Below are 12,960 nucleotides of genomic sequence, written 5' to 3'. Positions count from 1 at the left end.
TTTTGGGTTTTCTGTTATTTCCTATTAGTAATTATTTTCTTGACGCTCGTAATTAACCTTATTTTTAGCAAAAAAGCTTTCCTCAATTTCTTCAGGAGTAAATCCTAAGCCTTTAATACCAAACTTCATAAACAGATGCCAAGCATGTACATAATCTGTGCTTCGATTATACGCATACGCCGAAAACAACATTTTCTTAATATTTAAATACATTAGAGATAAGTCGGGCGTACGAGAATCCGCCTTATACTTATCAATTTCTTCATCTTCAATTACTATCAAATGATTCCATTGGTTTAAATTAGCCATCAATAGAAAAAAATCAGTAGCATCCACAAACTCATTCAAAACCGTCTGATGGACCGATAACTCTCCGTCGCGTTTGCCACGATGAGTTTTCCATACCTTGAACCATTCTGCAGCATTAGCTATTTCTGCAAGTTCAACATCCAAAGATATATAAGCTTCTTGAATCCGGTCTTGCATACTATTGGCCAAGTTATGTTTAAATCTAATATCACGGTCTAACGCAACCGATGTTTGCAACATTTTTGCCCAATCCATCTTAATCACCTAAAATAACATTTTTAATTTTAAATCTGCAATATTTCTAACATACCAATCGTTCAAGAAATCGTACTGCTTCAAGATATCAAACAATGATTTTTCTTCACTTTTATCATTAACTTGAATAGCCCATTGGTCGGTTGCTGGTATCTCTTGAAAAATCGAGAAAACTACATGATTATCTAATTTTAGGTATGCTCCCAATAGTTTCTCAGCATTTAGCAAAGTAAAACCATTTTTAGCAGCATCCACAAAAAGTTCATCAATAATATCTGTATTTAAGCTAGTTTGATCAAACTCATAAACTTTATTATTACGAGCATCAAACATATTAAAGTCAACTTCAAAATTGTATACTTCTTCTAAAATTTGGCCAAATTTAGTAAATAACTTAATCTCGTCAACCAAGCTATCTTCGTCATCTTGCTGATTTAGAAAATAAAAATTATTAATTGTATCAGTATTAAAGCTCATTTTCCGTTCATCTAAACTCAAATGAAAAATAGTTTGTTGCGTTGCCTGATCAACATATTCAGCCTGATTATTTGCCATTTTAAAACGGAACTTTTGGCTAGTCCCCGTCCAAGTATGGAAAAGTTTTTGGTAATTATTTTCTTGTTCAACTTCCAGACCCAGTTTAGTTTTTAAACCGCTTAATTCAATTAAGCGAGTCATAAAAATTAAATAATAGTCACTAGCTTCAAATTTCTGAGGAAAAATAACTGCATCGCTATCAACTACGAACGCATAAAGTTTTTTTGCAGCATCCAATAACTCGACATTATCATCTGTAGTTGTTAAAGTACGAAATAATTCTGCGAAACTACGACCTTTGCTTAATCCAGCATCCAAATCAGATTGTACTTTCAGCAACTTGTCGGATAATGTTGCTCTTTTTTTATCTTCATTGATTGTGTTATCCATTAGACTTTACCTGCCCTTCGTCTAATAGGCTACTGAGATAATTTTTATACAGTTGGTCGGCAGTTTCACGGAACTCACTATAACTCGTGAAACTCTTCTTTAAAGCCTCAATTTCAAAACTGAGCGTGGTATCTTCCTTGGAAAGAACTAAAATTTGCTTTTGATTATTACGAATTTGTTCAGGAGCCTTAGCCGCTTGTTCTTCTTCTTCAGCGATCTTAGCAAGTTCTTCCTTAATTTGTTGGCGTTCTTCTTTAATCTTATTTGATTCAAATAAACCGCCCTTATCTGACAAGTTGTTTTGACGTTCCATCAATTCTTTTTGCTTATCTTCAAGTTCAGTTTGAGCGGTAACCACTTTTTGTAACTCAACATTTTTAACTGATAATTGGTTGATTTGGTCTGAGTTTAAAGTTTTACCCGCTTCATCAATATTCAATGCTTTTTCAAGCTTTTCAAGTTTTTCTTCGTCTAGTGTATATTCAACATTCAATGCATCAAGTGTCCCGATTTCACGGCGATCCCACCAATTACCAAAGAAGACTTTAAATTGTCCCTTTTCAACTTCGCGGTAATAGAAAAATGGAAATTTTTCGATTAAATAATCAATCAAATTATCACTCAAGAAATGTGCTAATTCTTGTCTTTGATCCTTTACCAACTCAAATGGATATTCTCCAAATTCCAAGTCGAAAGCATCGTTAATTTCATCCCGATAGCGCAAAGGTCCTAGCAATTGATAAATGCGCAAATCGTTGTGCTGATCAATTGCTTCCGCCAATTCGTTTATGTATTGATCCTTGTTTTTCAGTTGCGAGATTAAAATATCCCGACTGGATTCTTCGTGATTCATACGTTCATCTGCCATGATATCGCTCCATTCTATCGTTCTGTCTCTAATGTTACAAAAAAATTTCAAATAAATAAAGGAATTCGACAATAAATTTAAACATTCTTCACAAAAAAAGAGTTGCAACACGATTAACCGTGTTATAACTCTTATTATAGATATTTGTCTAGAACATTTCGAGATATTGATCACGTTCCCATTGTGTCACTTCTTGACGGTAAGAAGCCCATTCTAACTTCTTAGCTTCGAGGAAGCTTTGGAAAATGTGATCCCCTAATGCCTTACGCATTACATCATCATTTTGGAATTCCTTCAAAGCATTGTGTAATGTTGAAGGTAGATCTGTAATATGCTCTTCATTACGTTCTTGAATGTTCATTCGATAGATATTACGATCAACGGAATCTTCTGGTTCAATCTTGTTTCTAATGCCATCTAAGCCTGCTTCCAATACTGATGCAATTGCTAAGTATGGGTTAGCAGCTGGATCGACGCTTCGAACTTCAAAACGAGTTGAGAGTCCCTTACTTGAAGGAACGCGAATAAGTGGTGAACGGTTTGAACCTGACCAAGCAACGTATACTGGAGCTTCATATCCAGGAACTAAACGTTTGTACGAGTTAACAATTGGGTTACATACGGCCGTATAACTACGAGCATGCTTCAATAGTCCACCAAGGAACCAGTAAGCATTTTGAGAAAGTTGTAAGTCACCCTTTTCGTCATAGAAAGCATTGCCTTCCTTATTGAAAAGTGACATGTTTAAATGCATCCCTGAACCATTGATTCCATCCATAGGTTTAGGCATAAATGTAGCATGCAGGTTATATTTACGGGCAACTGTCTTAACAACCAACTTAAAGGTTTGAATGTTATCGGCAGCGGTCAAAGCATCGGCGTATTTAAAGTCAATTTCGTGTTGTCCTGGAGCAACTTCATGATGAGAAGCTTCAACATCAAAGCCCATATTTTCAAGTTCCAAAACAATATCACGACGGCAGTTTTCACCTAAATCAACAGGAGCTAAATCAAAGTAACTACCTTTATCATTTAAATTAGTGGTTGGTTTACCATTTTCATCTAATTTCAACAAGAAAAACTCAGGTTCAGGTCCGATATTAAAATCAGTAAATCCTGCATCCTTCATCTCTTGGAGTACTCGAATTAAATTGTTACGTGGATCACCCACGAATGGTTTACGATCATTTGAGTATACTTCACAAATAATGCGAGCCACCTTGCCATGTTCGCTTCCCCATGGGAAAACCATCCAAGTAGAAAGATCTGGGTATAAATACATGTCACTTTCTTCAATCCGAACAAACCCGTCAATTGAGGAACCATCAAACATCAATTTATTATCTAATAGTTTGTCCAATTGACTAATTGGTACTTCAACGTTCTTAATTATTCCAAAAAGATCTGTAAACATTAATCGGAGAAAACGTACATTTTCATCCTTTGCCATCTGACGAATATCTGCTTGCGAATAATTTTTCTTTGCCATAACTGTATGTAACGCCCCACTTTATTTTTTTATACTAAACTCGTTTAATTGGAAAGGCTGGGCCAGAATCATCCGATAGCCTTCCAGTTTGAAGTAATTCTTCTCTTAAGATTTTCCGCATTTGAGTATCCGAAATGGAGCGTTTCAGTTCTTCTTTTCGTTGCTCAAAGCGTTGCTTGATATCAGCAATATTCAAACCTTCTGCAATAAAATCTTTAATCTCAAGCAATCGATCAATATCGTTCAACGAAAACAAACGTCGATTTCCTTCACTTCGATCTGGAAAAACTAACTCGTTTTCTTCATAGTATCGAATCTGTCGAGCAGTAAGAGATGTTAACTTCATAACTGTACCAATCGGTAAAACAGCCATCGAGCGACGAAGCTCTTTTTCACTCATACCAATAACTCCTTTAATATTGAACTAAGTTTAACAGTCAATGATAGCTACGTCAATAGCTGATGTTACATTTTCTAACATCAGTTAAAGAACGTTTCTTCAACGGCTTTAGTGATTGCAATTTTTACGTGTGAATAAGTTAGACCACCTTGTAAATACAGTGTATATGGTGGGCGAATTGGTCCGTCAGCAGAAAATTCAACGCTGGCTCCTTGAACAAAGGTACCCGCTGCCATAATAACTTTATCTTCATATCCAGCCATTTGAGATGGCTCTGGATCAACATATGAATCAATTGGTGAATTTTTTTGTACTTGCTTAGCAAAGCGAATCATTGAATCTGGTTCACCAAAGTTAATTGTTTGAATCAAATCCGTCCGTGGATCATTCCATTTAGGATCAACTTGTAAATTACACTTTTCTAAAATTACGCTCTCAAAAATAGCGCCTTTAATTGCTGCTCCCGTAACCTCAGGGGCCATAAAAAATCCCTGATACATTCTGCGAAGATTTTCTAGGGTAGCTCCCTCTTCCTTACCTGCACCAACATTAGTTAAACGATTAGCAATCATCTCGATTAATTTTTGCTTTCCAACAACGTATCCACCAGTATGGGCGATTCCACCCCCAGCATTTTTAATTAATGAACCTACCATGACATCAACGCCTACTTCAGTTGGTTCCACTATTTCTGAAAATTCACCATAGCAATTATCAACAAAAATAATAGCATTGGGTAAAATCTCCCGAACATGATCTACCATCACTTTAATTTCATCAACAGTAAAACTAGAACGACTAGAGTAACCTCTTGAACGTTGAATTGCTACTACTTTAACTTGATCCGTCAACTTAGTCTTGGCAGCTTTAAAATCAACTTTTCCATTTTCTAACAAAGGAACGTAATCGAAATCAATTTTAAAGTCTTTCAATGAACCCATTCCTGCTTTACCAGTGACGCCAATCACTTCTTGAATCGTATCATAAGGCATCCCCGTTAAGTATAATAACTTATCTCCAGGACGCAACATTCCAAAATAGGCCGAACTAATTGTGTGAGTCCCAGAAACAAATTGTGGCCGGACCAACGCATCTTCTGTCTTAAAAACATCAGCATAAACCCGGTCTAGAGCGTCTCTTCCCATATCGTTATAACCGTATCCAGTCGCTCCATTTAAATTTTCTTCGGAAATTCTTTCCTTTTGAAAGGCTTCTAATACTTTCCGTTGATTAAAAGTTACTTGATCATCAATCTCACTTAGTCGTGGTTGAATTTGTTTTTCAACCTCTTCAATGATTCTTTTTACTTCCGGTTTAAAATCATCTTTCCAATTCATTTTTAACACCTAACCAGTTTTCAATTTTTTGATATATCTTTGCTTGCTCTTGTGGATTTTGGATAATGTCATACCAATTTACATCCATCTTATTTCTAAACCATGTAAGTTGACGTTTAGCATAGTGTCTAGAATCCTTTTGTATTAGCTCAATGGTTTCTGATAAAGTTTTCTCATTTTTAAAGTAATCCTGCCACTCTCGATATCCAATCCCCTTGTTGGCTTGTGGTACCTTAGTTTCGTCAAACAACCAGCGTGCTTCATTTTCAAGTCCAGCGTCTAACATCATGTTTACCCGATGGTTGATACGTTGGTATAAGATAGAGCGTTCCGTATTTAAGCCAATTAGTAGGTCATCATAAACCGCCGTCGGTTGCATTTGCTGTTCTGACATCTTTTGGCCTGACACTTTAAAAACTTCAATTGCTCGAATAATTCGTCGCCGGTTCTTTCGATCAATATTTTCGTAAGTTGCTAAATCGATTGTTTTTAGTATCGATAATAGTTCATCATTTTCTTTTTGATTTAACTCTGTACGGATCGCTTCAATTTGATTTCGATCTTCATTGCTACCTCCTAACTCCAAATCTCTTAATAGAGCCTGTAGGTAAAAACCGGTTCCACCAACCACAATTGGTAGCTTACCTCGCTGACTAATTTCACTAATCAATTTTTGAGCCGTTTCTTTAAAATCAGCAGCTGAAAAGCGATCATGGATAGTCTTGGTATCAATCAAATGGTGTGGGATTCCTTGCATTTCCTCTATGGTAACTTTTGCCGTGCCAATATCTAATTTTTGATAGACTTGCATCGAATCCCCAGAAATGATCTCTCCGTTAAATTTTTTTGCAATATCAATCGACAGGTTGGTTTTTCCGACTGCAGTTGGACCAACAATCGCTAAAACTTTTTCCATATTATTCTCCCTGCATCTTTTTTCTAATTTTTAAAGCTCTTGTTGGATAGTCCGTGATAATCCCCTTAAAATTCTTTTTAAAGCAGTACTTGATATCATCTTCAGAATTGACTGTCCATGGCCGTAATTGGACGTGAGGTAAGAAAAATCGATGACTACGCACCCATGCGATACTTGGGTGCCACTCTTGAATAATTCTTCTTCTACTGAATCGGCGAGCTGCTTTCGTATTAATTTTAAATAAGCTAGCAGCTTCAACTTCTGGTTGTAATTGATGTAACACGCTAATCGATTTCGGATTAAAACTGGAATATACCAAATGGAATGGGAAATCTTCACCCTTAAGAACTTCATAAACCTTTTGTTCAATTCCTGGATATTTAATTTTATCTGTTTTCAATTCTAGGTTAAAAATACCATGATATTTTCTTTGAATTAATAAATCAACTACTTCCTGGAGCGTTGGAATGCGTTCATTAACATACTTTTCACTGAAATATGCTCCCGCATCTAATTTCTTAATTTCAGCTAAGGTTTTATCAAAAATGCGGCCTTCTCCATCTGTGGTCCGATTAACAGTCTCATCATGAATAATGACTAACTTCCCATCTTTAGACAAGTGAACATCAGTCTCAATTCCATCAGCGCCTTCGTCAATAGCTTTATTAAAAGCCACTATTGTGTTTTCTGGTCGCACGCCTTTACTTCCACGGTGGGCAATAATTTGAGTAATCATATCGTTCTCCTATATCTATTTCTGGCATTTTAAATCAATTCAGCGCATAATTAAGGTAATCATAAGTAAGGAGCTGAATAAGATGGGTAAATTTGTAAAAGGTTTTCTATTTGGAACAATCTCAACACTTGGTGCAATTGCTGGGGCACTCTTCGCTTTTCATAAAGTCGTAGTTGAACCTGTTGAAGAACAAGTCGAACGTACCGAAGAAAATCGTCGTCGTGCGCACCGTAAACAGCACTCTGCACATAATGGCTAATCTACACAAATAAAAAAGAGGTTGGGTTAATTCTATTTTAACCCAATCTCTTTTTAATATTTAGTCTTTTTAGTTTTTCCAGTCCAACGTTGATATCCATTTTTTAAAATGTAGAGTTGGGTGAAACCTTTTTTGGATAGAAGCATTGCTGCACGTCCACTAAAAGTACGTCCTTGATCGTATAAATAAACCGGTAAATCAGAACGCAATTCTTGGGTTCTGTTTTTCATTTGCGAATACGGAATATTTCTAGCACCAAGAATATGACCTGCATCAAATTCCTTCTTTTCTCTAACATCAATCACTTGTGCTTTACGCATTCCAGCTCGAAATTCATCATCATCTAATTGAGTCGAAATCTTACCACGTTTCCAGTATAAGTAAAGTTGATAAACTAGATATGCAATGATAAGGATGATCACGATTGTATTTATCCAAAATCCGGTTGTATATTTTGCAGCAGCAACAGCCATGTTTCTCTCATCTCCAAAATTTTTGTTTTATTTATGCAAATACACGAGCTAATGAAGCGGCACCGATTACACCAGCGTCATTTCCTAAGCGAGCTAATTTTAATTGGGTTGAAGAACGAACAGTTGAGAATGCATATTGTTCGTAATAATTACGGACACGTTCTAATAAGAAATCACCAGCTGCTGAAACTCCGCCACCGATAACAATGCTTTCAGGGTTTAAAGTATTAGCCAAGTTACCTAAAGCAAGTCCTAAGAGACTGCAGACCCGATCAACAACACGAAGAGCTAAAACGTCACCCTTCTTTGCAAGGTCGAAAACTAATTTAGAAGTAATATCTTGTCCGTCATCAGTTTCACGTTTAAGTTCTGAATCGCCAGAAAATTCTTCTGCCATGTCGCGGGCTACATGAACAACACCTGTAGCACTGGCATATTGTTCAAGACATCCACGCTTACCACATGTACATAGGTAACCTTCAGGATCAACCGTAACATGTCCGATTTCACCAGCAGCTCCAGCTAAACCATGAAGCAATTGTCCACCAGCAATCAAACCGCCACCGATACCGGTACCAAGAGTAACGAAAGAAACATCTTCGCCGTTTTCTCCAGCACCCTTCCAACGTTCACCTAGACCAGCAACATTAGCATCGTTATCAATGGCAAACTTGATTCCTGTACCATCTTCAATTGCATCCTTAACGTATTGAGTTTCTTTCCAGTTCAGGTTGAAAGCACCAATTACTGTACCATTTTCGCGGTTTACAGTTCCCGGTGTTCCCATCCCGATTCCAATAAATTGATCCTTAGTCATCTTATATAAATCAAGATGATGATTGATTGAGTCAATAATGTCTGGAACAATGTGTGAACCTTCATCTAAAACATTTGTTTCCACACTCCATTTTTGTTGAACATCGCCATTTTCAGTTAAAATAGCAAACTTAATTGTTGTTCCACCAAGATCGACACCGATTAATTTACGTTCCATTACTTCGAAACCCTCCATTATTTTTGTTGGTTATCTCTAACCTCTTCAATATGATGCTCATGTCGTAAAACCAACTGAGCTTTAACATAGGTCGGTTTATCGACGACTCCTGCTTTGTACAAATTTTTCAATTCAATACTCATCAATTCAATATCCCATTTACGTTTTCCAACGTAAACAAATATTCCGAATTGCTTTAAAAGTTGTTGCACATCATAAAGTGTTTTCATAATACCATCTCAACTAATTTACCAGATTATTGTTATGATGTAAACGCTAATTTACAAAACGCTATCATCATAAGAACGATTAAAATTGCACTACCAATACGTTTCCAAGTTGGAACCTTACCAAATTTAGGGAATCCGATTACATACGCTATTAAAAATCCAGAAACTAAACCACCTAAATGCGCAATAATATTCATGTTAGTACCCAACAGTCCACTTATCAAGCCCAAAACGCTAAATAATAGCATTTGTTTACCCATATCGATTAATGCGGGGTACTCTCGATACTGTTCTGCCATCATCAGCCATACACCGATAATCCCAAAAATAGCCCCACTTGCACCGGCAGAAATACTATTAGGGTTTGAGAGAGCCAAACTTGCTAAATTAGCAAAAAGACCTGAAAAAATATATATTAATACAAATTTCCAATGACCAATCATTCGTTCCAAAAGCCTACCAATAAAGTATAACGCAATCATATTAAACAAGATATGTTCAAATCCAATATGAATAAACATCGATGTAAATATTGTCCACAGTCCCTGACCGTTTTGTACCAGCACCGGTACCAAAGCACCGTGGGTAACTAGGACTGAAATATTCGTGCTTCCGCCGATTAGCGTCAACCAAAGAAAAACTAAAATATTAATTCCCACGATTGTTTGTGTAACGAATGGGCCTTCGTATAGACGCTTTAAAAGTTGTTTTTGATCACTCATTAAGAACCTTCCTTTTCAAACCGAATCATCTAACGTTCAAATTGAACCCCTTCTTCTGTAATAATTTTTTCTAATGGTACATCAAAAGGTTCTACATCCCACTGAGGATCTGAATAAATTTGTTCTGAAAAAGCTAAAACTATTTTCGAGGCTGGCGTTTTTTTCAAGTAACGATCGTAATATCCTCCCCCAAATCCCAACCGATAACCATTCGAAACTTCATAAGCTAGACCAGGGACAATTATTAGATCCAATGCTTCGGGACGAACCACGTTCCCCCCTACTGGTTCTAAAATTTCTTGGAACTTTGGTTGCATGGGTGTATTTAAATTATATTCGACGAACTCCATCTGTCGTTCTGGCAAGGTCCGTGGGACATAGACACATTTACCATTTTCAATTAGCCGTTGAATGATGGGTGCTGTGTCTAGCTCAAAGCCGTGACTCATGGTTATCGCTAATTTTCGAGCATTTTTTACTTCATGTTGATCGAAAAAACTTTCTAAAATTAACGCCTCTTTAGCTCTTTTAGACGTTATATCAATTTGATTTAAGCGTTTAATTTGAGTTTGCCTAAAGATATTTTTATTCATTTTATCCCCCATAGTTACATTTAAATATATAAAAAAAGCTAGAAGCGACAGCAAATTGCAGTCTTCCAGCCTTAATTACGATTATTTTGTTTCCTTGTGTAATGTAACTTTGCGTTCACGAGGGCAATACTTGTTTAGTTCCAAACGATCCGGATTGTTACGTTTGTTCTTGTTTGATAAGTATTGACGGTTATGGCATTCAGTACATTCTAAAGTAATGTGTACACGCATTGGAATGACCTCCATTAATATATATATTTGAATTCGAAAATCCACTAGCATTGTACATGTTACCACTATTCTGAAAATTTTTCCAGAACCAATTGCGATTAATTGGAATTCAAGTTCTGAGCAGCGGTTTCAGAGGTCGCTTTAGTTGGATTAGTAAGGGTTGATTTGGATTGGACATATTTCCAGTATGCCGCATAGATCTTCTTAGCAGCCGTCATATTATCCGATTCAGCATTTGTACTTAATCCTGGCAGAGCTAGTGCTACAACTACTTGAGGATCATTAGATGGAGCATAAGAAGCTAATGACAACGTTACGGTTGTTTTCCCATTGGTTGTCGTCTGAGCTGTACCAGTTTTAGCAGAAATTCCGGGAGAAATACCAGCTAGTGGCCCACCGGTCTTATATTTATTACTTCCATGAACCACGTCATATAACCCATCTGTAACTAATTTTCTCTGTGCAGAAGTCATATCAACTTGATTTAAAACAGTTGGTGAAACGGTCTTTTGGACTGCTCCCATTTTTCCATTTTGTTTACTACTTCTAATTTGTTCAACCACATGTGGAGCAACACGATAACCACCATTTGCAATGGTCGACATGTATTGCGCAACTTGAATGGTTGTATAAGCATCATAATTACCAAAAGATAAATCGAGCGCTTTACCAATATTAGCAGAGCCAGTAGGTCCTTTAAACCCGGAAGATTCACCAGGAAGGTCAATGCCTGTTTTAGTACCTAGACCGAATTGCTCAAAATATCCACGCAATTTGTTAAAGACATTAGGATTCATCCCTGACAAGGATGCCCCTGAGGAGTACTTAAACCCTCCTTCTTTCATGGCTAATTGCATCATATATGAGTTAGAAGAAACTTCTAACGCTCTCGAAGCGTCAACTGACATATTTGCACTACCAGTACTATTAAACCAAGAACTCTTTGATCCTGTTCCAGCCACCTTAATTGGTTCATCAATCAAGGTATTATTGCTAGGAGTAATAACCCCGTCCATCAAAGCTCCAGAAATTGTTGCCCCCTTAACCACGGAACCCATTACAATTGGTTCATTAATTGTTCCTAAGACATTATCTGTCATCTTACCTGTTGAAGGATTTCGGTCAGCACCAGCAAGCGCAATCACTGCTCCTGTTTTAGGATTCATTACCACTGCATAGCCACCAGTTGATTGTCCACCAGCGTTTTTTGAGGCCTCTTTCATAATTTTTTGGACTTCTTCTTGGAACTTGGAGTTAATCGTTAAAACAAGATTATCACCTTTTTTACCAGCATATTGTTGAACTTTCTTAACAATCTGTCCTCCCGAACTAACTTGAATGGCAGTCTGCGATTTGGTTCCCTTTAAAACTGATTCATACTGTTTTTCGAGATAACTTTGTCCCACGCTATCATTACGAGCATAACCTTCAGCTAATAAAGTGTTAACTTCATCACTAGGTAGACCAGTTTTGGAACTACTTACCGTTCCTGCTAGGGACTTAATGTCATTCCCCTCTGGATAGCTACGAGTCCAACTTGTTGAAATTTTGACCCCAGGCATCTCAGAAAGGTGCTCACCAATCTCAGATAGCTCCTTACTAGAAACATCCGTTTCCTTAATATAAACCGTAGAAAGTTGGTAAGCTCCATTCATAATTTTAAAAATTCGAGCAGCATTTTCTTCCTTTGAACTTAACTTAATATCCGAATTTTTGATATAGTCAATTTCTTTTTCCTGAACTGCCTTACTACTCAAATTTTCACGATTAGTAATTTTCTTTTCGTAGTATTTACTATTTTTAGAATCTGCCAGCAAGTAATTCGCAATATCTGTTCGACTCAACTCTGTATCATTGGCTTCAAGATATTTTCCAAGTGTATTAGCAATATTGAACATGTCTTGAGCCATTACGTTGGCACCCTTGGTATACGAAATAGCCTGATGCGCAGTATTTCCTACTAAAACCTTTCCAGTAGAATCGTAAATCACCCCCCGCTGAACATTATTGGTTTCAACGGTGTTATCAGTTCGATTTACGACTGCTTGCAACTTCGAGCCATACAAAATTTGTAAATACCCTAATTGTCCAACTAACAGTAGTAATAACGCAAAGACAACAAAAAAGATCAAATTCAATCGAAATGGTAATTCACTTTTTGGTCGCCTAATTTTTTTAGGATTTTTCATTATTTATGTTGCTCCTTTTAGATCACTTCGTT

The 12,960-nt window shown here is 36.8% G+C and carries 16 protein-coding genes; 1 reads left to right on the top strand and 15 read right to left on the bottom strand.

The annotated features are described in order from the left end of the window. Nucleotides 1-24 precede the first annotated feature (24 nt). The 8 genes from IV86_RS02290 to IV86_RS02255 all read right to left on the bottom strand — a co-directional run bounded on the left by IV86_RS02290 (nt 25) and on the right by IV86_RS02255 (nt 7,237). A complete protein-coding gene (locus IV86_RS02290; RefSeq protein WP_002833534.1) occupies nt 25-564 on the bottom strand; it encodes a dUTP diphosphatase in 540 nt (179 codons plus the stop codon). Nucleotides 565-573: 9 nt separating this feature from the next. Next, nucleotides 574-1,491 (bottom strand): hypothetical protein, encoded by a 918-nt coding sequence (locus IV86_RS02285; RefSeq protein ID WP_002833533.1) that lies wholly within the window; start codon nt 1,489-1,491, stop codon nt 574-576. Next, a complete protein-coding gene (locus IV86_RS02280; protein WP_056979329.1) occupies nt 1,484-2,359 on the bottom strand; it encodes a hypothetical protein in 876 nt (291 codons plus the stop codon). Before IV86_RS02280 ends, IV86_RS02285 begins: the two co-directional genes overlap by 8 nt. Nucleotides 2,360-2,507: 148 nt before the next feature. Further along, entirely contained in the window at nt 2,508-3,848 is a 1,341-nt protein-coding gene (gene glnA / locus IV86_RS02275) for a type I glutamate--ammonia ligase (protein ID WP_002833531.1), read from the bottom strand. A 34-nt stretch (nt 3,849-3,882) separates the two neighbouring features. Further along, nucleotides 3,883-4,248: a MerR family transcriptional regulator gene (locus tag IV86_RS02270; protein WP_002833530.1), complete on the bottom strand. Its 366-nt coding sequence runs from the start codon at nt 4,246-4,248 to the stop codon at nt 3,883-3,885. 80 nt (nt 4,249-4,328) lie between these two features. Then, the gene (locus tag IV86_RS02265; protein ID WP_056979328.1) at nt 4,329-5,585 is read right to left on the bottom strand and encodes a methionine gamma-lyase family protein; all 1,257 of its coding nucleotides are present in this window, start codon (nt 5,583-5,585) and stop codon (nt 4,329-4,331) included. Then, nucleotides 5,569-6,501 carry a tRNA (adenosine(37)-N6)-dimethylallyltransferase MiaA gene (gene miaA / locus IV86_RS02260; RefSeq protein WP_002833528.1) on the bottom strand — a complete coding sequence of 311 codons (933 nt, stop codon included), beginning with the start codon at nt 6,499-6,501 and terminating at the stop codon, nt 5,569-5,571. The genes IV86_RS02265 and miaA overlap by 17 nt, the downstream gene beginning before the upstream one ends. Nucleotide 6,502: 1 nt before the next feature. After that, a complete protein-coding gene (locus IV86_RS02255) occupies nt 6,503-7,237 on the bottom strand; it encodes a glycerophosphodiester phosphodiesterase (RefSeq protein ID WP_002833526.1) in 735 nt (244 codons plus the stop codon). An 82-nt stretch (nt 7,238-7,319) separates the two neighbouring features. Between IV86_RS02255 and IV86_RS08575 the strand changes: the two genes are divergently transcribed. Further along, on the top strand, nt 7,320-7,496 hold the full coding sequence (locus IV86_RS08575; protein ID WP_002833525.1) for a DUF3042 family protein: 177 nt from the start codon (nt 7,320-7,322) through the stop codon (nt 7,494-7,496). A gap of 53 nt (nt 7,497-7,549) precedes the next feature. Here the strand turns inward: IV86_RS08575 and IV86_RS02250 are convergent, their stop codons facing one another. The 7 genes from IV86_RS02250 to IV86_RS02225 form a co-directional block, all read right to left on the bottom strand. Beyond that, nucleotides 7,550-7,969 (bottom strand): rhodanese-like domain-containing protein, encoded by a 420-nt coding sequence (locus IV86_RS02250; RefSeq protein ID WP_002833524.1) that lies wholly within the window; start codon nt 7,967-7,969, stop codon nt 7,550-7,552. 31 nt (nt 7,970-8,000) lie between these two features. Continuing rightward, a complete protein-coding gene (locus IV86_RS02245; RefSeq protein WP_002833523.1) occupies nt 8,001-8,963 on the bottom strand; it encodes an ROK family glucokinase in 963 nt (320 codons plus the stop codon). 17 nt (nt 8,964-8,980) lie between these two features. Next, complete coding sequence (locus IV86_RS02240; RefSeq protein WP_002833522.1) at nt 8,981-9,193, bottom strand: YqgQ family protein; 213 nt, start codon at nt 9,191-9,193, stop codon at nt 8,981-8,983. Between the two features lie 32 nt (nt 9,194-9,225). After that, on the bottom strand, nt 9,226-9,915 hold the full coding sequence (locus IV86_RS02235; protein WP_002833521.1) for a rhomboid family intramembrane serine protease: 690 nt from the start codon (nt 9,913-9,915) through the stop codon (nt 9,226-9,228). A gap of 29 nt (nt 9,916-9,944) precedes the next feature. Further along, nucleotides 9,945-10,508 carry a 5-formyltetrahydrofolate cyclo-ligase gene (locus IV86_RS02230; protein ID WP_056979327.1) on the bottom strand — a complete coding sequence of 188 codons (564 nt, stop codon included), beginning with the start codon at nt 10,506-10,508 and terminating at the stop codon, nt 9,945-9,947. Nucleotides 10,509-10,589: 81 nt separating this feature from the next. Then, nucleotides 10,590-10,739 carry a 50S ribosomal protein L33 gene (rpmG, locus tag IV86_RS08570; RefSeq protein WP_011673215.1) on the bottom strand — a complete coding sequence of 50 codons (150 nt, stop codon included), beginning with the start codon at nt 10,737-10,739 and terminating at the stop codon, nt 10,590-10,592. Between the two features lie 98 nt (nt 10,740-10,837). Beyond that, nucleotides 10,838-12,928, bottom strand: a complete 2,091-nt coding sequence (locus IV86_RS02225; protein ID WP_002833519.1) for a peptidoglycan D,D-transpeptidase FtsI family protein — start codon at nt 12,926-12,928, stop codon at nt 10,838-10,840. Nucleotides 12,929-12,960: the final 32 nt, after the last annotated feature.

Source organism: Pediococcus pentosaceus, from assembly GCF_001437285.1.
Taxonomy (GTDB): Bacteria; Bacillota; Bacilli; order Lactobacillales; family Lactobacillaceae; genus Pediococcus; species Pediococcus pentosaceus.
This window is presented reverse-complemented; position numbering and strand designations above follow the sequence as displayed.